The sequence below is a fragment of the Phenylobacterium sp. RIFCSPHIGHO2_01_FULL_69_31 genome, from assembly GCF_001824475.1.
Taxonomy (GTDB): Bacteria; Pseudomonadota; Alphaproteobacteria; order Caulobacterales; family Caulobacteraceae; genus Phenylobacterium.
Map to the genome: position 1 here is coordinate 110,349 of NZ_MHXN01000042.1, position 19,194 is coordinate 129,542.

A 19,194-nucleotide genomic window follows, 5' to 3' on the forward strand; every position below is an offset into this window, starting at 1 on the left:
GGTGGCCCAGGAATTCCACCTCAAGCTGATCACCCAGCGCGCCGGCGGCGGCGACCCCATCGTGCGCGAGCGGACGGTGGAGAAGCCCGAGCTGTCGATCGGCCGCGCAAGCGCCAACGACATCGTGCTGGCCGACCTGTCGGTCGATCCGACCCATGCGCGGATGCGCTTCTCGGGCCCCGGCCGCATCAGCATCGAGTCCGTCAGCGGTCTGCCCTTCGACCTCGGCGGGCGGCAGGTGCAGGGCGCGGAACTCAACGTCGCCAGCCGCCCTGTCGTCCGCTTCGGCGCCTATACCCTCGCCTTCGAGCCGGCCGACGACGATAGCGCGGGCGTGACCGTCGTCCGCGACGACGACGAACATCACGCCAGCCCCAGCGTCTTCTCGCTGCAGGCCAAGGTGTTCGGCCGGCGCAACATGGCCTGGGTGCTCGGCAGCGGCATCTTCCTGCTGTGCCTGGCGTTCCCGATGATCTTCGTGCTGTTCATGTCGAACCCGAAGATCCACCCGGACGAGCAGTGGTCGACGGGCCCCCTTTCCAAGGCTCACGCCTTCATGGCCAAGGACTGCAAGTCCTGCCACACCAACGCCTTCGTGGCCGTGCGGGACGAGGCCTGCCTCACCTGCCACGCCGCCGCGCCGGACAAGGCGCCCATGGCGCTGGCGACCGCCAAGCGACTGGGCAGCCCGTTCGAACCGCGCCTCGTGGCCGAGCATGCGCCGCACGCCGACCTGGTGAAATCGACGCCCCTGCCCCCGGGCCTCGGGGCCAAGGTCAACGTGCTGGTCCAGCGCGCCTTCAACCATCCCACCGACCGGTGCGCGAGCTGCCATATCGAGCACACGCCGGCCAAGGGCGGCCCGCCCTCGGCGCCGCTCAGCGACAAGCCCAAGCTGGTGGTGGTCCAGGACTGCGAGAGCTGTCACAGCGAGCTGAAGATGCGGCTGCCGAAGACTGGCCTCATCGACACGCCCGACTGGAGCAAGCACCCCGGCTTCCGCCCCCTGGTGATGACCGAACCCGGCTCTGCGCCCAAGTTCCAGCGCGTGGCCCTGGATACCGCGCCGCAGGAGCGCAACGGCCTGAACTTCCCGCACCGGCTCCACCTCGACCCGCTGGGCGGCGTGGCCCGCCAGGCCATCGGCCTGGGCAAGGCCGCCGGCTACGGCGCGGCGCTGGAGTGCGCCTCGTGCCACCGCCGGGACGCCACGGGAAAGACCTTCCTGCCGATCGAGATGGAGCGCGACTGCGGCGACTGCCACAGCCTTGCCTTCGCCCGGGTCGGCGGCGAACTGCGCAACCTGCCCCACGGCGACGTGAACAAGGTGATCGCCACCCTCGCGGGCCGCTCCGTCGCGGCGCCGGCCGGCACAGACCGGGCGCGGCCGGGAACCATCCGCCCCAGCGCGTTCGCCGCCAGCGGGGCCGGCGCCTACCGCGCCACCTTCTCGCGCGGCGGCGCCTGCTACGACTGCCACACGGTCACCTGGGCCGGCGACACAGTGCAGCTGGCGCCCGTCAGCCTGGCCTCCAGGTATCTCCCGCGCGGCGCTTTCGACCACGGCGTGCCCGAGCACGGCGGCCCGGGCGAGTCCAAGAAGGGCGGGTTCGAATGCGCCGACTGCCACCGCGCCCAGACCTCCGACAAGTCCGGCGACGTCCTGATCCCGGACCTGGCCAAGTGCGGCGCCTGCCACGGCAAGACCACGGCCCAGATCGCCGCGGCCGACGACGCCGACTGCACGACCTGCCATAGCTTCCACAAGCCCGGTCAGGCCACGCCGAAGCCCGGCCATCCGCCGCTGGAGACCCTGCGGTGGACCGAGGCCCTGGCCCGCCGGGCGGCCGGCGCCTGACGGCCTGATCTCAGCAAAAACGCCGCCCCGGGCGACCGGAGCGGCGTTCGCATCGTCAGATCGTGACGGGGTTCAGACCACCCCGAAGGCCAGCATCGCGTCGGCGACCTTCTTGAAGCCTGCGATGTTGGCGCCCTTCACATAGTCGGGAATCTTCGACCCCGGCCGGCCGCCGTACTCCAGGCAGCTCGAGTGGATGCCCGCCATGATGTCGATCAGCAGGCGCTGCAGCTCCTCTTCCTTCCAGGAGATGCGGGCCGAGTTCTGGCTCATCTCCAGGCCGGAGACCGCGACGCCGCCGGCGTTGGCCGCCTTGCCTGGCGCATAGAGGATCTGCGCGTCCTTGAAGACGTGCACGCCCTCCAGGTTGGTCGGCATGTTGGCGCCTTCCGACACCCCGATGCAGCCGTTGCCCACCAGCGTCCGGGCATCGTCGCCCAGCAGTTCGTTCTGCGTCGCGCACGGCAGCGCCAGCTGGCAAGGCACGCCCCAGGGCGTCTTGCCCACGTGGAACTCGGCGCCCTTGAATTCCTTGGCGTACTCCGAGATGCGGCCCCGGCGCTTGTTCTTGAGGTCCTTCACCCAGTCGATCTTCTCCTGGGTGAAGCCGTCGGGGTCATAGACGAAGCCTTCGGAGTCCGAGAGCGTCACGACCTTGCCGCCCAGCTGCGTGCACTTCTCGGCCGCATGGGTGGCGACGTTGCCGGACCCCGAGATCACCACCGTGTGGCCCGCGATGTCCTTGCCTTGGGTCTTCAGCATGTTCTGCAGGAAGTAGGTGGCGCCGTAGCCCGTGGCCTCGGTGCGGATCAGCGAGCCGCCGTACTCCAGCCCCTTGCCGGTCAGCACGCCGGTGAATTCGTTCGTGATCCGCTTGTACTGGCCGAACATATAGCCGATCTCGCGCGCGCCCACGCCGATGTCCCCGGCCGGCACGTCCACGTCGGCGCCGACGTAGCGGTAGAGCTCGGTCATCAGGCTCTGGCAGAAGCGCATGACCTCGCCATCCGACTTGCCCTTCGGATTGAAGTTCGAGCCGCCCTTGCCCCCGCCCATGGGCAGGCCGGTGAGCGCATTCTTGAAGGTCTGTTCGAACGCCAGGAACTTCAGGACGCTTTCGGTCACCGAGGGGTGGAAGCGGATGCCGCCCTTGTAGGGGCCGATGGCGTTGTTGTTCTGCACACGCCAGGCGCGCTGCACCCGGATGTCGCCCTTGTCGTCCTGCCAGCAGACGCGGAAGCTGATCACGCGGTCCGGCTCGGCGATGCGGCGCAGGATCTGGGCCTTGTGATAGGCTTCCTTGTCCTGGATGAAGTCGAAGATGTCCTCGGCCACCTCGGTGACCGCCTGGACGAATTCCGGCTGGCCCGGGTTGCGGCGCTTCACGCCCTCGATGAACCCGTTCAGGTCGACGTGATCGGTTACTGCCATGTGGTCCCCCATGCTCCGGCGCGACCCTCGCCCCGGCGGCTCTTCCCTTAAGAAGCTTAGCTTCGAAATCCGTACGGGCTAAGCGCATTTGCGGACGCAAACCCGCGCCCTCTTCTTTGCCCCTTCACAAGAGCCTGGAATTTGCGACAACTCCCCCGCTGGATGGGGGCTATAAGTCATGACGAAAGCGTCTGATCTGTTCGTACAATGCCTGGAAGAAGAGGGCGTCGAGCACGTCTTCGGGGTTCCGGGCGAGGAAAACCTGGACTTCCTGGACAGCCTGTCCCGGTCCACGAAGATCAAGCTGATCCTGACCCGCCACGAACAGGGCGCGGGCTTCATGGCCGCCACCTATGGCCGGCACACGGGCAAGGCCGGCGTGTGCGTCGCCACCCTGGGCCCGGGCGCCACCAACTTCGTCACCGCCGCCGCCTACGCCCAGCTCGGCGGCATGCCGATGATGATGCTGACCGGCCAGAAGCCCATCAAGAAGTCCAAGCAGGGTCGGTTCCAGATCCTCGACGTCGTCGACATGATGAAGCCGCTGACCAAGTACACGCACCAGCTGGCGTCGGCCGACAACATCCCCAGCCGCGTACGCGAAGCCTTCCGCCTGGCCCAGGAGGAGAAACCCGGCGCGGTCCACATCGAGTTCCCCGAGGACGTGGCCGACGAGCAGACCGAGTCGAAGCCGTTCCCCAAGAGCAACGCCCGCCGCCCGGTGGCCGACGAGAAGTCGATTCGCGCCGCGGCCAAGCGCATCGAGCAGGCCAAGTCCCCCATCCTGGTGATCGGCGCCGGCGCCAACCGCACCATGACCAGCCGGATGCTCTCGCAGTTCATCGAGAAGACCGGCATTCCGTTCGTCTCCACCCAGCTCGGCAAGGGCGTGGTCGACGAGTTGAGCCCCAAGTTCCTCGGCTGCGCGGCCCTGTCGGCCGGCGACTTCGTGCACCGGGCCATCGGCGCCGCCGACCTGATCATCAACGTCGGCCATGACGTGATCGAGAAGCCGCCGTTCTTCATGCAGCCCGGCGGCACGGAGGTGATCCACATCAACTTCCGCTCGGCCGAGGTCGATCCGGTCTACTTCCCGCAGTACGAGGTGATCGGCGACATCGGCAACGCCATCTGGCAGATCAAGGAAGACATCCTGCCCCAGACGGGTTGGGACTTCTCGGCCATGTTCAAGGCCCGCGCGGCCGAGGTCGAGCACACCGCCAAGTCCGACAAGGACATGCGCTTCCCGATCTACCCGCAGTACCTCGTGGCCCAGATCCGCAAGGCGATGCCGGACGACGGCATCATCTGCCTCGACAACGGGGTCTATAAGATCTGGTTCGCCCGGAACTATCCGGCGCGGGCGCCCAACACCGTCCTGCTGGACAACGCCCTGGCCACCATGGGCGCGGGCCTGCCCTCGGCCATGGCCTCGAACATGGTCTATCCGAACCGCAAGGTCATGGCGATCTGCGGCGACGGCGGCTTCATGATGAACAGCCAGGAGATGGAGACCGCCGTCCGCCTGAAGCTGAACATCACCGTCCTGATCCTCAACGACAACAGCTACGGCATGATCCGCTGGAAGCAGGCGAACATGGGCTTCAAGGACTGGGGCCTCACCTACGGCAACCCCGACTTCGTGGAGTACGCCAAGGCCTACGGCGCCAACGGCTACCGGGTGGAGAGCGCCTCGCACCTGCCCGAGTTGCTGAAGCAGTGCCTGGACACGCCCGGGGTGAACCTCATCGACTGCCCGGTGGACTATTCCGACAACGACGCGATCCTGAACAAGCAGATCAAGGAACTGAGCGCCGCGCTCTGACCGGCGGCGCCCGAGGATTCCCACATGACCGCCCTCAAGGACTCGTATCCGCTCTACCTCGCCAATGAGGCCCAGACCCCGAACCTCGATCTGGAGGTCACGGACAAATACACGGGCAAGGTGGCGACGCGGGTGGCCCAGGCCGACGCCAAGACCATCGACGCGGGCATCGCCGCCTGCGTCGAAGCGGCCGAGCCCATGGCCCGCCTGCCCGCCTATGCCCGGCAGGAGGTGCTGGCCCACTGCGTGAAGCGCTTCCAGGAGCGGTTCGACGAGCTGGCCTTCGCCCTCTGCATCGAGGCCGGCAAGCCGATCCGCGACGCCCGCGGCGAGGTCACGCGCCTGATCGACACCTTCCGCATCGCCGCCGAGGAGTCGGTGCGGATGACGGGCGAGGTCCAGCCGCTGGACATCTCGCCGCGCGCCAAGGGCTACCAGGGCATGTGGAAGCGGGTGCCCATCGGCCCCTGCTCCTTCATCTCGCCCTTCAACTTCCCGCTCAACCTGGCCGCCCACAAGATCGCCCCGGCCCTGGCCGTGGGCTGCCCCTTCGTGATGAAACCCGCCTCGCGCACGCCGCTGGGCGCCATCATCATCGGCGAGGTGCTCGCCGAGACCGACCTGCCCAAGGGCGCCTTCTCGATCCTGCCGGCCCATCGCGAGGGCGCCGACCTCTTCACCACCGACGAGCGGCTGAAGCTCCTGTCATTCACCGGCTCGCCAGGTGTCGGCTGGGACCTGAAGGCCAAGGCCGGCAAGAAGAAGGTCGTGCTGGAACTCGGCGGCAACGCCGCCGTCGTTGTCGACGCCGACACCGACCTGGACGACGCCGTCGAGCGCATCATCTTCGGCGCCTTCTACCAGTCGGGCCAGTCCTGCATCGGCGTGCAGCGGATCATCATCCACGCGTCGATCTACGACGAACTGCGCGACCGGCTGGTGGCCAAGACCAGGACCCTTGTGGCGGGCGATCCGCGCGAGGAGGCCACCTTCGTCGGCCCGATGATCGACGAGAAGGAGGCCCGCCGCCTCGACAGCTGGATCCAGCAGGCGGTGGCCGGCGGCGCCACGCTGCTGGTCGGCGGCAAGCGCGAGGGCGCCATGCTGGAGGCCACCCTGCTGGAGGGCGTGGACCGCTCGGCCGCCCTCTATGCGGAGGAGGCTTTCGGCCCGGTCGCCATCCTCTCGAAGTTCACGAACTTCAAAGATGCCCTCGACGAGGTGAACGACTCCAAGTTTGGTCTACAGACCGGCGTTTTCACGCGCGACCTCTACAAGATGCTCGAGGCGTGGGACCACCTGGACGTAGGAGGTGTCGTAATCGGCGACGTGCCCAGCTACCGCGTGGACAACATGCCCTACGGCGGGGTCAAGGATTCGGGACTCGGCCGCGAAGGCGTACGTTTCGCCATGGAGGACATGACGGAAATTCGCAATCTGGTCATCCGTCGCCGCTGAGGTTGCGTATCTACACGGGCGTATGCGCGCTGCTCGGGGAGGCGGCCTCTTGATGACCATTGCGCAGATCACCGATCTGCACGTCACGACCGAGAAGGATCCGCTGAATCAACGGCGGAACGAGGAACGTCTGCGTCAGGTGATGCAGGCGATCCACGGCCTGCGCCCGCGCCCCGTCGCCATCATCGCCAGCGGCGACCTCGTCGACCGGGGTGAGCGCGAGGAATACGTCGAGCTCAAGCGGCTGATGGCCGAGAGCGAGATCCCGATCTTCTACGCCATGGGCAACCACGACAGCCGCGAGGGCTTCCTGGCCGAGTTCAGCGGCCCCGGCGCCGAGACCGACGAGAACGGCTTCGTCCAGTACACGGTCGACTTCGGCGAGATGCGGATGGTCGTCTGCGACACCCTGGATGGCCCCAACGACGGCGAGTACGACGAGGCGCGCGCCGCGTGGCTGGCCCGCACCTTGGATGAGGCGCCCGATCGCCCGACCGCCGTCGTGCTGCATCACCCGCCCATCCCCAGCGGGATCCGCTGGATGGACCCCGACCCCAATTCGCCCTGGCTGGGCCGGCTCGAACAGGTGCTCACCGGCCGCAAGCAGGTGAAGGTGCTGATGTGCGGCCACATCCACCGCGCCTTCAACGGCGTCTTCGCCGGCCACGTGGTGTCGGCCGCCCCGGCTACCTCGATCCAGCTCACCCTCGACCTCACCGAGGTCGACATGCATGTGCCGGACGGCCGCGAGATCCTGGTGGAAGAGCCGCCGGGCTACGCGCTCCTGATGTCCGAGGGCGGCAATCTCACCACCCACATGTGCCTGGCCGGCGATTACGCCCCGGCCGTGACCTACAACTTCCCCTTCCGAAAGCTGGCCTGAGCCATGCCGCCGGGGGCTGTGCGCAAGGGCGTCGTGGGCCGCACCCTGGCCCTTCTTTCCCGGCTGCGAGCCAAGGGCGGCAAGAAGTTCGCCGATTTCCTGGTGACCCTCGTGGTCGCGGCGGTGGCGGCCGGCGCAGCCCTCTGGCTCAGCACCACCCTGCCCCTCCGTTTCGTGGAAAACCTCACCTACGATTTCCGGCTGGCCTGGGGTGCCCCGCCGCCGCAGCGCGAATTCGTCATCGTCAAGATGGACGACGCCGCGACCGAGGCCATGAGCGAGGCCTCGGAGTGCCATTGCCTCGCGCCCATCGACAAGGCCTGGCTGGGCGACCTCATCGCCAGCCTGGACTCCAAGGGCGTGAAGGCCATCGCCGTCGACTATCTGCTCGACACCTGGTCCTCGCCCGAGGAGTTCCAGGACTTCGAGCGGCGGATCGCCGGCGTGAAGGCCCCGCTGATCGCCGTCGTCGATCCCGCGCGCACGCCGGGCGTGGACTTCCCGGTCTCCAAGAAGGTGCTCTACTCCGACGCCCGGGCCTTGATGCACATCGACTTCGACGACGTCATCCGGCGCTACGACCCGCGGCCCAGCCAGTATCCGGCCTTCGCCACCCGGGTCGCCATGTCCGTCTCGGACAAGACCTGGCCGACGACGCCCTTCGACATCCGCTACCGCCAACCTGACCCGGAGGTGGCGGCCGAGAACGCGGGCGCCATCGGCCCCTCCTATTCCGCGGCCTTCGTGCCCGTGCTCCCCGACGCCCTGCTCAAGGACAAGATCGCCTTCATCGGCAGCGTCACCCGGGCCGCCACCGAGGATTCGAGCACGCCCAAGGAGGACATGCACACCACGCCCTTACGCTTCCGCCAGGGGCACACCCAGGGCACCCCGGGGGTCGAGGTCCACGTCCATGCCCTGTCGCAGATGCTGGCCGGCGACCGCATCATCCGGCCCGGCGCGGTGTGGGACGCCCTCATGACCGTCGTGGCGGCCTTGGCGGGCGCCCTGCTCGGCCGGTCCACCCAGCGCTGGTGGATCTCCGTGGGGATCGTGCTGTTGGGCGCCGCCACCCTGCTGGTCAGCGCCTTCGTCTTCTACGAGCGCCTGGCCCTGATGGTGCCGATGACCAGCCCGCTGCTGGGCTTCGCCTTCGGCTTCTTCATCCTCAGCCGTCTCGCCGCGGCCGAGCTGCAGAACCAGCGGGCGTTCTACTCCTCGACGCTGGAGCGCTATCTCGCCCCGCAGGTGATCGACCGCATGGTCGACGGCCGCGAGGAGGTGAAGATCGGCGCCGAGGAGCGCGAGATCACCGTGATGATCTCGGACCTGGAGAACTTCTCCACCCTCGTGGCCACCCTGCCCCTCGACACCTTCTCCGAGGTGATCAACGAGTACTTCGACGGCGTCATCGACATCCTGTGGAAGCACGAGGCGATGATCGACAAGATGACCGGCGACGGGATCATCGCGATCTTCGGGGCGCCCGTGGCCTCCAACGACCACGCCGACCGCGCCATCGCCTGCGCCCGGGAGATCGACCTCTACGCCCTGGAGATCCGCGAGCGGATGATCGCCCGCGGCATCAAGTTCGGCTACACGCGCATGGGCCTGTCGTCGGGCATCGGCCTCGTCGGCAACTTCGGCGGCGAACGCCGCTTCAACTACACCGCCTACGGCGAGGTGGTGGTCATCGCCGCCCGCCTCGAGGCCGCCAACAAGACCTTCGGCACCCGCATCCTCTTCAGCGCCGACACCCTGAAGCTGGCCCGCAAAGACGTGCCCATCGAAGCCGTCGGCGAGATCGACCTCAAGGGCGTCCCGGTGCCGATCCCCGCCTACACGACCCGGATCGAGGCGGCCTGACGCAAGACCCCGCCGTAGTGGTGGTGCGCGCTCGATCTCAGTCAGGGGGGGACACTCACGCCCTCCCCCTTTCGTCAGCCCGGGCGGAGCGCTCGCCAGAGCGCGCAGACCCGGGACCCAGCCACACCGCCGCCGACGCTCGCCTGAGGGCGCTGCAGCCACGACAGCGGTCCTTCCGGCTCCTAGAACTAGGGGCCGGATAGATCGCGCCATTCAGGATTCTTGGCCTCGATCAGCTGCAGCTTCCAGTCTCACCGCCAGCGCCTTTCGCGCCGTGCCCGACCATCAACGAAAGCTAAGCCGTGACGCGGATTACGTCATTCATCGTGGCGCAGCTTCTAGGTGGCGTCTGCTGGGTCTCGGGTCTCCGCGCTCTGGCGAGCGCTACGCCCGGGATGACGACTGGGGTGGAGCAAATGATTCTAGCCCAACCGTCGCGGAGGTTGGCGGCCTCTGCTTTCGGCGTCAGGCCGGATGGCTTCTCGATCGCTGCGGGTCCCTACCGATCCGCCTGGCCCGTCGTCCGCGGACCCAGCCAGCCGGCCATGTCGACCTCGTCGCTCACGCGGTACGGGCGGCCCCACTGGTCGGTGAAAAAGCGTTCCATCTCGGGCCGGGTGAATGGCCGCGAGCCCAGGCGGCCGAAGATGGCCATCTGGCCGCCGGTCTCGTCCACGGCCCGGTCGCGATCCAGGCCCTTGGACAGCGCCAGCGCCGGCGACGGCGTGCGGGCCCAGGCGATCAGTTCGGGCTTCGGCGGCGGCGAGAAGCCGTAGAAGTTGGGTTGGCTGGAGGGGCTGATCAGTTGCAGCACCTTCACCCCGTTCCGCCCGTCGGCGACATAGGCGAACAGGGAGGCGTTGGTCGAGGCGACCACCACGTCCTCGGCGTCGTTCAGCGCACCGCCCGCATCGAACTTCTGGTAGAGGCGCGGCCGCTCGGGATTCTTCACATCGACGATGACCAGGCCGTCCTTTTTGGCCGCCACATAGGCGAAGGTGCGGGCCACATAGACGCGGCGAGCGTCCACCAGCGGCACGGTCGCGCCCTCCACGAGCTTCGGCTGGTCGAGCTTGGTGACGTCAAGGACCTCCAGGCCCCGGGCCGTGGTGACCCAGAGGTAGCGGAACTGCAGCGCCGACCCGCGCACGTCCGGCAGGGACACGGTGGTCACGTGCCGCGGCTTCAGCGGATCGTTCAGGTCCACGACCACCAGGCCGGCGTCGGCGGCGATATAGGCATAGTGGCCGCCCAGGGTGATGTGGCGGGCGCCCTTCAGCACCCCACCGGCGTTCCAGGTCGCCGCCCGCTTCAGCTTGTTGTTGCGCGGCTCACCGTCGGCCAGGGTGTTCACGTTGACGAGGATCAGCCCCTCCTCGCTGTCGGTCACGACGGCGTAGGAATAGAGCGGGTGGAACGTCTGCTCCTGGTTGGCCTGAAGCAGGCTGACGTCGGCGCCCGTGACGGCGTCCTTGACCATCATCTTCTGCATCGCCTCGTTCCGCAGCGGGGCGATGTTCTGGTTGGTGGGCAGGGCCATGCAGGTGGCGTTCTTCGACGGCACGTGGGTGTTGTGGCCCAGAGGCGAGAACGGCGCCGAGACGACCCGCTGGGAGACGCCCTTGTTGGCCACGCTGGCGGCGTCGAACACCCGGAAGCCGCCCTTCCCTTCGGCCACGAACATGTACTCGCCGCGCAGCTGCAGGCAGCGGGCCGCCCCGTCGGTCTTGGAGACGAAGTTCGAGATCTCCTCGGCGCTGTCCTCCTCGCCGCCCGAGACGCCCTTCACGAAGGGCTTGCCGCGCACCCAGTTCTTCAGCTCGCGCTTATTCTGGTCCACGTGCAGCTTGTAGAAGTCGGGATAGGCGTACCGGTGCAGGTACGAGCCGAACACCGCCTGCGGCTCGCTCCATTCGGAGACGCGCACCGCCTCGATGCCGTCCTCCAGGCCGACCCAGGCGTTCAGGCCCACGAAGTTCACGAAGTTGGTCCCCAGCAGCAGGAGCTGGGCCATGATCGCGTTGTTGTCGTTGGCCGCGCTCACGTGGCAGTCCGAGCAGGTCTTGGTCTCGGTCGTCCGCACCGTGTGCGGGAAGTGCGGCGCGAAGGCCTGGCTGGAAAAGCCCGAGGCGGCGATCGGCGGCTGCTGCACGTAGATCCGCTCGCGGTTCACGTTGGTCGAGGACAGCACCAGGGCCGAGGACGAACGCACCGGGGCGATGGTCGAGCCCTTGGTCGTGGAGTGGACCCCCAACTGGTACATGTCGTCCCGGGCGACCTGGGGATTGTAGGTCGCGTAGTTCCGGGTCTCCTCGCCCTCGTACTTGTGGGTCGTGGTCTTCCAGTTCGCCTCGATGGGCAGGTGGCAGCCCGCGCACGCCGTGGTCCACGAGGTGTGGCAGGCGAAGCATTCCATCTCGTCGTCGTTGTGGGCCCGGTTCGCCGGATCGACGCCCGGTCCCCACGTGAACGGCCGGCCATCCTTGCTGATTTTGCCCATCAGCTTGGCGCGCGCCGACTTGGCGTTGAAGTCGGGCGAGGTGCGGTCGACCGTGTCCTTGGTCAGCTTCACCCGCCATTCCAGCTTCGGATCCAGCAGCGAGCGCTGGATCAGGACCTGGCGACCGTCGCGCTCCACCCACTCGAATCGGCGCTGGCCGTCCGGGTTGCGCAGCAGGGACAGGTCGTTGCCTTTCGGATCGGCGGCCGGGCCCGAGGTGCGCAGGGTCGGATAGGCCGACGAGGTGCCGTGGCAGTCCTTGCAGCGGATCTCCACCGCATTGGCCACCTCGCCCATGATCAGCCCCGAGCCGTGGCTGTCCTGGCTGAAGTGGCAGTCGGCGCACTGCATGCCCTTCTCGGCATGGATGTCCATCATGTGGACCGCCTTGCCCGGCGCGTTCTCGCCCACGGGCGTGAACTCAGGGGCGCCGGCCTTGTGGAACTTCTCCGGATCGTCGTTGGCGATGACCGCGCCGTCCTTGTCCAGCAACTCGCCGTCGCGGTTGCGCTTGAACACAGCGCGGAAGTTCCAGCCGTGGCCATGGTAGTCGGCGAACTGGGTGTCCTTGAGCTTCTTGTTGAGGCCGAAGACGTTGCGCAGGAAGTCGAGGTCTGCCCACTTGCCCCGTGGCGCCGCGCCCTCGGGATTGCGGTTCAGGACCTTTCGCATCTCTTCCGAGGTCGGGTACTTCTGCCGCTCCGGCCACATGAACGGCGCGTCGGCCTCGTAGTCCCACATCGTGTAGCCGAGGTAGGTGTTCACGAACATGTTCGGCTGGTGCATGTGGCAGTTCATGCACTGGGCCGTGGGGATCGCGCGCGTGAACGCGTGCTTGATCGGGTGTCCCGGCTCGTCCTTCGGGATCGTCGGATCCGCCTGCGCGCTCTGGCCGTCGCGTCCGAACTGGGCCCAGGTCGAACTCGCGTGCGGCTGGCGGTTGTTGGCGTAGACCACGTGGCACGAGGCGCAGCCCGACGAGCGGTAGTCGCCCGGCTGGTCGTTGGTCCCCAGGAACCAGGTGAAGGGGTCGTTCAGGCGCGTCTTGTGGATGTTGAGCAGCGGGATCGCCGCGCGAAGCCCGGTGCCGGGCCCGCGGTTCGACTGACGGATGTCCGGCCGCCCAGGCTCCTCCAGGCGTTGGATCTGGCCGTTGGCGTTGGGCAGGCCCACCTCGGCGAACTGGCTGTTGATGTTGCGGCCGCCGCGCTCGAACACACGGAAAATGTCCCCAGGCGGCGTCACCTGCCAGGTGGGCGCCGGATAGAGGGTCGGCAGCGCGCCGCGCTTGGCTTGTTCCGGCGTCACCGTGCCAGGCGGGTTTCCGGGCGACAGCAGCCGGGCCGGCTCGCCGTGAGCCGTGTAGGCCTCCCCCAGGACGTAGTTCTTAAACGGCAGGATCCCGTTGTTGTAAGACGCGCCGCCGAAGAACATGGCGCCCGTCGCCATCAGCGATCGCTCCGCCTTCTCGATCAGCTCCATGTGGCAGGCGCCGCAGGCCTGGCGCGCCACCCGGTAGTCCGAGGGGTTCACGAAGCGGATGTACTCCGGCTCCTCCTTGTTCAGGAGCGTGTAGCTCTGCTTGGGATTGGCCGAGCTGGGATAGTGCCAGGTCTTCGGATAGCGCGGCAGCACGTGGGCCCGGTCGCGCAGGGCGACGTACTGGGGCGCCGTCTTCGCCAGGCCGGCGGGCGCGATCACGCCGGCGTCGCCGCCGTGGCAGGACGCGCAGCCCAGCTTCACCGCCTGGGACATGTGCATCGTCTTGGCGTCGCTGTCGGTGTGGCAGGAGACGCAGCCGGCGCTGTCGCGATCGACCTCGGCGTCCGTCATGCCCAGCTTGGCTGGCGCGGCGGCGACGTACTTGCGGGCCACCGGCTTCTCGGCCTCGCTGGCCTTCAGGGACAGGGGCGCGAGCAGAGTCGCTGCGATCAGCGCTCCCGTCCTCAGCCAGTTTGTCCCGAATTTCAGCATCTTGCCCCTAGAAGGTGAGAACGGCGTTCAAGAGGATCGAATAGTAGCGCTTATCACGATCCCGGTTTTCGAACAGGTCGTTGAAGCCCTTGCCCGGGTCGAAGGCCGCGGCCGAGGCCCGGAAGACCAGGTTCTGGCTCATGTGCGGCCGCCAGATCGTGGAGACCGAAGCGTCCCAGCCCAGCGACTTCGGGATCGAGCCTTCCTGCCGCAGCGCCTGCAGCACCGCTGTGTTTGAGAACGAGATGTGGTTGAGGTTGGCCGACACCCGCAGCTCGGGCGTCACGTCGAAGTCCGCGCCGCCGCCTAAGAGGACCGTGCCCGGATTGTTGAAGTTGGACTGCCCCTCCTCCTTGGACGAGCGCAGGCTGTTCAGCACGCCGTTGCGGCCGTTGACGCTGATCACCCGCCCGCCGCCCGCGAAGGGGATGGTCTGGCGAATCCAATAGCTGGTGTCTGATCCCGCGAACTGCGGGTTCTCGAATATGGCGTCGAACCCCGTTTCCTTGTTGTCATACGGGTCCTTGTCGCCGGATGCGTAAAGGCCCTGCAGGCGCAGCCGCACCCAGCTGAAGTCGATCGAAGGCTCGGCGGCCACGAAGTAGCTGCGGATCTTCGCCTTGCGATCCGTCAGGATGCTGTTTCGGTTCTCGCCGAACGCATAGAAGGCCGAGGCGGTCAGGTTGATCCGCCCGATGCGGCCGTCGGCGTTGTAGCCCAGGTAGGTCACGTCGTAGTCGCGGCCGCGCAGGCTGCCCAGCAGGGCGGGCCGCTGGGGAAACCCGTTCTTGTCGACGTAGATCTCGTCGCCTTCGCGGTTGCGGTTGTGCGCCACCATCACCTGCGAAGTGAGGCCCGGGAACGGCAGGTCCTGGCGATAGAGCGAGCCGATGAAGACGTAGTCGTCGCGCAGGTCCTGGGTGACGTCGTTGAGGCCCGAGTTGGTGTCCTTCTCGATCCGCCAGAAGGCCGCCAGGTTGTACTGGAACCGGTTGTTGTCGCGGTTGCCGAACAGGCGAACGCCCAGCTGGTTGTCCTGGAACAGGAAGCCGCGGAATTCGGACGAGAACGGCTGGATCCCGACCCGCAGGCTGTCGAAGTCGTAGCGGTCCGAGACGTTGCGCAGGTGATAGTCGACGAACAGTTCCTGGACGCCCAGGAACGAGTCGTTCCGGTGGCTCTTGCGGCTGGGCTCGACGAAGAGGACGCGCCTCTCGGGCACATCGACGTAATTGTGCTGGAAGGCCAGGGCGACCCGGAATTCCAGGTCCGGCGGCTTGTACGCGGTGGAACCCTTGATCAACGCGGCGCTCGCGATGAACGTCTGCGCCATCACCAGACTGGTGTTGTTGCCGAAGACGTCCAGGCTGCCCGGCCGGCTGGTGGTCTGCACCCCCACCGGGATCGGGAAGCTGCGCGGCTCCACCACGGTGTCGGAGATGCCGCTCAACGCGACGAACCAGTCGTGCGTCCCCTTGATGGGGATGTCGCCCTTCAGGAAGTTCTGGTTGTACGGGTCGAACCAGCGCGGCTTGGTGACCCCCAATGCGCCGGCAAGCCGCCACCGGTCTGGGATCGGGACCTCGTCCTTCGGAAAGGCTTCAGGCGGCGGCGCGCGCACCGCGCCCGGATTGTCCTGGACCACCGGCGGCGGCAGGTCCTTCTGCCGCCCGGGCACGCGCCGGCCCTCCAGGATGTCGTCGATCGTCGGCGCAGGTTCGCCGTCTGCGGGCGGCGGCTCCGGCTGAGCGACCGTGGCCGGCTCCTGCGCCGCCGCGTCGCTTGCGGAACCGGGGGCCGGCGCCGCGCCAGAGTCGACGACCCGGCCGTCCAGGATGTCTTCGATGGTCAGTGAGCCGCCACGCTCCGGCGCAGCCTGCGCCTGCCCGGCAAGGGCGGCGAAGGCGGTCAGAGCAAGAAGGGAGCCCGCGCGCATGCCTATTTCCCCTGGCACACGTTCTGTTCGCTGGTGTCCAGGAACGGCGCGAAGGGGCAGCTTACGTAGCGCAGCCGGGCCGGCGCGGTGGGACCGACCACCAGTTGGTCGGCGCGGATTGCAGAGGCGGCGTTCGACACGCTCCCTGCCCGCACGCCACCGTTGTGCAGCCCCAGGAACGAGATCATGTCGTCCTGGTCGATACCATCGCCCGAAACGCCCACCCCGCCGATGAGCCGGCCGCCACGATAGATCGGCACGCCGCCCGGGAAGATCTGGATTCCGTTCTGCAGACGGTTCTGACCCACGGCCACGTCCGGCAGCGAGGTGCAGCGCTGCGGCGTATCGGTCGCCGAGGCGCCCGTGATGAAGTTCAGGTGCTGGCCGACGTTGCCGATGATCAACGCCGACTGCAGGCCGGTGGAGAGGGGGCTCCACTGGGCGATGGGGCGCGACAAGGGGCCGTTCGGTCGGCCGACCTCGCCGTCGGGGAAATACGGCCGCGCCAGGTTGCCGATGCTGCGGGCGCCGAACGCGTTCTTGCCGGTCAGCGCGGCGGAGTCGGCGAAGAAGTCGCGCGTCTTCTGCACGAAGCCCCGCACGTCCGTGCTCGGATCGGCGCCCAGCTCCGCTGCAGCGAAGGTCCCCGAGAAGAAGCTGGCGGTGCGCGCCTTCTGCGCCGAGACGTCGATGCCGAACACCGGCGCGTCGGGCGAGCGGACGATGCCGAGGATCTGGCCGCGGCTGTCGACGACGGTGATCGACACCTGGGCACGGCTGTCGAGCGGGCGGCGGATCTGCGCCCGCGCCCGGCTCATCACCGTGAACGCCTCCTCCAGGATCGCCCGCACCTCGGCCTCGCTGAGCGGCGTCAGGCCGTCAGCGGCGTCCGTGCCGGCGCGGATCGGGAAGCGGTTCTGGCCGGCGCCGTTGGTCAGCACCATGGCGCTGGTGTTGGCGAACTCCGCCGCCGTGGCCAGGCGCAGGCCCGAACCCTCGGTTCCGTACACGGCGCCCGCGAGGGCTCCGCCTCCCGCGTAGTAGCCCGTGACCGGGGTGAAGCCGCCGGTTCCTGCGGGCAAGGTCGCGAAGGCAGGCGCGCTAGCCGGCGTCGAGCGCAGCGTCGCAGCGCTGGCGTCGCTGAAGCGCAGGGTCGTGCCGTCGACCGTCACCCGCTCGGCGCGGATGTCGGTCGGCGCGTCGAAGCCGGTGGCCGCCGCGTAGGCGATCGCCTCTTCGCCATCGTCGTCGGTATCCAGCGTGTTGCGGTCGAAGCCGTAGTCGCCATCGGCCATGACGCCCACGCCGCCGACCAGCACGCCGTTCTTGTAGAGCGGGAACCCGCCCGGATCGGCGGCGAGGCCCAAGGGCGAGCGGCGCGGACCGATGCTGGACGTCGCCATGCGCGTCGTAACGTCCGAGCACGGCAGGGACGAGAACTGCACGCCGAACAGCGGGCCGCTCTCCAGGCCCACCGTCGAAGGCGCCGGCGGAAAATGCTCCTGGACGATCTGGCTGGCGGTGCGGGTCGAGAAGGCGTTGCCGCCCGAGGACAGGTACGCGCCCGTGATCGCCTTGGCGATGGCCGCGCCGGCGGCCGGGACGACCACGCCCTGGGCGTCCATGTTCTGGCCGTTGGGCGCCGCGCGCAGGGTTGCCGTGCCGCGGGCGCCGGTCATCGAATAGACCGCCAGCACGTTGCCGACCCGATCGGTCACCGCGATCACCGCCGGCAGGTTGCGTGCGCGCGCTTCGGCCACGGCCTGAGCGATCACCTGCTGCACATCGGCGACGCTCAGGGCCTGGGCCGCGGGCAGCGCATAGGTGGGCGCGGACGGCGGGGGCGTCGTGGGCGGCGGCGTGGTCGTGCCGCCTCCCCCCCCGCCGCCGCCACCACAGGAGGCAAGCGCCAACGCAGCCGCAGAGACGGCCCAGCGCGAAACGGAACTCATCGCAGCGACCTCGCGGCCTGCGCGACCTGGGCCAGCGAGGCCCGGAACGCGTCAGGACGATAGCTGTTGGGATCGCGGACCTGGGCGTAGGCACGGTCCAGATTCGGCCGGATGCGGGCGGCCGCGCCCGGATCGACCTGGCCCGACTTGACCAGGGCGTTCAGCAGGGTGTCGGCCGCCATCACGGCCTGGGCGCTGCCGGCATAGTCCGTATAGCGCCGCGCGATCTCGCCCTGCAGCACAGCGTCGACGATGGCCAGGGTCTCGGCCCGCGAGAAGTTGCGGGCCGCAAAGGCATCCGCCAGGGCGCGCGATGTGGCCGCGAGCTTGGCGGCGGCGCGAATGGACTCCGCACGGTCGCGGGCCAGGGCGACGTGGAAGGCGCGGCTGTCGGCATCGAACCGCGCCGCCAGCCCCGGGGCGACGACCTTCGCCGCCGCCGAGAGCATGATCATGTTCTCGTCGTTGAAGGGCGGCGTGCCGGAGGGGATCGGACGGCCGGGATTGGCCTGCCACTGCGGGCGCGCCTTGGGGTCGTCCGAGATCTGCCGGTGGCAGGCGTGGCAGTCGAAGAAATACAGTTCCGGGAACGCCCCGCCGCCCCGCCCCGGCTGGCCGTACAGGCTGAGCGCCCGGTCGAGGGCGAGCGCCTGGCCGACGGCCCAGGTCTTCACGCCGCCCGCATAGGTCTTGCGCTTCACGTAGTCGGCGTCGACATCCCAGTGCTGCTGCAGGCTGGAGAACAGGTCGAGTTCGAACGCGACCCGCGGATGGCCGGCGGCCATGATCTCATGGCTGACGAACTGGCCCGGCTTGGAGCCGCCGAAGTGGCAGTCCAGGCAGATGCCCGCCCGCACCTTGGGGTTCTCAAGCGGACGCAGGCCCCGCGAGACGTTGTCGGCGTGCGTGCCCGTGACCGTCCGGTGGCTGGCCAGCCACGCGCTTGAGCCGCCGTGGCAGGCCTCGCAGCCGACGCCGTCCGAGATCTGGAACCGCGCGCCGCGCTGGCCGGCCGGCGCCGGATCGGCGTGGCAGCCCAGGCATTGCTGGGCGACGCCGTTGGCGCCCAGGCCCATCTTGCGGATGATCGACTGGCCACGCGCCTCGTAGAGCACGCGATAGGCGCGGCTGTGCGCGCCCGCCACGCTGGAGGGGTCCTGCCAGGTGATGAGTTCGTTCTGACGGATGTTGACGCCGGAATCCACCTGCCGGCTATGGCACGTGGAGCCTGCGCAGGACGCCACGCCCTCGTGGGTCGCGCGGCCGGCGCCTTCGGGCGCTGCCGTCGCGGCGCGCCCGCCGCCGATCGCGAGTCCGCCGATCATCAGAACGGCGGCGGCGCAAAGCGCGCCGATGACACGCGACGTTCGTCCCTCCCCCATCGGCCCTCCCCCGGCACGCACACCCTGCGAATCTTAGCGGGGTCAGTGGAGCTTCGGTAGCCTGAATAGATTGCTAACCGGCCAAATGTCCCCGTGGCGCGACCGGGGTGCGTCCTCGCCTGGCAAGGG

10 protein-coding genes are annotated in these 19,194 nt (G+C 68.4%); 5 read left to right on the forward strand and 5 right to left on the reverse strand.

The features are described from left to right. Position 1 precedes the first annotated feature (1 nt). A complete protein-coding gene (locus A2790_RS21900; protein ID WP_293396441.1) occupies positions 2 to 1,858 on the forward strand; it encodes a cytochrome c3 family protein in 1,857 nt (618 codons plus the stop codon). Between the two features lie 72 nt (positions 1,859 to 1,930). Here the strand turns inward: A2790_RS21900 and gdhA are convergent, their stop codons facing one another. Beyond that, positions 1,931 to 3,289 (reverse strand): NADP-specific glutamate dehydrogenase, encoded by a 1,359-nt coding sequence (gdhA, locus tag A2790_RS21905; protein WP_293396444.1) that lies wholly within the window; start codon positions 3,287 to 3,289, stop codon positions 1,931 to 1,933. 178 nt (positions 3,290 to 3,467) lie between these two features. Between gdhA and A2790_RS21910 the strand changes: the two genes are divergently transcribed. From A2790_RS21910 to A2790_RS21925, 4 genes are read left to right on the forward strand one after another with little or no spacing between them, the layout of a single operon-like run. After that, positions 3,468 to 5,114: an acetolactate synthase large subunit gene (locus A2790_RS21910; protein ID WP_293396447.1), complete on the forward strand. Its 1,647-nt coding sequence runs from the start codon at positions 3,468 to 3,470 to the stop codon at positions 5,112 to 5,114. Positions 5,115 to 5,138: 24 nt separating this feature from the next. Next, positions 5,139 to 6,572 carry an aldehyde dehydrogenase family protein gene (locus A2790_RS21915; RefSeq protein WP_293396450.1) on the forward strand — a complete coding sequence of 478 codons (1,434 nt, stop codon included), beginning with the start codon at positions 5,139 to 5,141 and terminating at the stop codon, positions 6,570 to 6,572. Between the two features lie 52 nt (positions 6,573 to 6,624). Beyond that, positions 6,625 to 7,455, forward strand: coding sequence for a phosphodiesterase (locus A2790_RS21920; RefSeq protein WP_293396453.1), 831 nt, complete (start codon positions 6,625 to 6,627; stop codon positions 7,453 to 7,455). Positions 7,456 to 7,458: 3 nt separating this feature from the next. Next, positions 7,459 to 9,321, forward strand: coding sequence for an adenylate/guanylate cyclase domain-containing protein (locus tag A2790_RS21925; protein ID WP_293396455.1), 1,863 nt, complete (start codon positions 7,459 to 7,461; stop codon positions 9,319 to 9,321). Between the two features lie 499 nt (positions 9,322 to 9,820). Here the strand turns inward: A2790_RS21925 and A2790_RS21930 are convergent, their stop codons facing one another. The 4 genes from A2790_RS21930 to A2790_RS21945 are packed head-to-tail and all read right to left on the reverse strand — an operon-like array spanning position 9,821 to position 19,065. Then, the gene (locus A2790_RS21930; RefSeq protein WP_293396458.1) at positions 9,821 to 13,795 is read right to left on the reverse strand and encodes a hypothetical protein; all 3,975 of its coding nucleotides are present in this window, start codon (positions 13,793 to 13,795) and stop codon (positions 9,821 to 9,823) included. Between the two features lie 7 nt (positions 13,796 to 13,802). Next, the gene (locus A2790_RS21935; RefSeq protein WP_293396461.1) at positions 13,803 to 15,731 is read right to left on the reverse strand and encodes a hypothetical protein; all 1,929 of its coding nucleotides are present in this window, start codon (positions 15,729 to 15,731) and stop codon (positions 13,803 to 13,805) included. A 2-nt stretch (positions 15,732 to 15,733) separates the two neighbouring features. Further along, positions 15,734 to 17,683: a heme-binding protein gene (locus A2790_RS21940; RefSeq protein WP_293396464.1), complete on the reverse strand. Its 1,950-nt coding sequence runs from the start codon at positions 17,681 to 17,683 to the stop codon at positions 15,734 to 15,736. Then, complete coding sequence (locus A2790_RS21945) at positions 17,680 to 19,065, reverse strand: multiheme c-type cytochrome (protein ID WP_293396466.1); 1,386 nt, start codon at positions 19,063 to 19,065, stop codon at positions 17,680 to 17,682. Before A2790_RS21945 ends, A2790_RS21940 begins: the two co-directional genes overlap by 4 nt. Between the last annotated feature and the right edge of the window lie 129 nt (positions 19,066 to 19,194).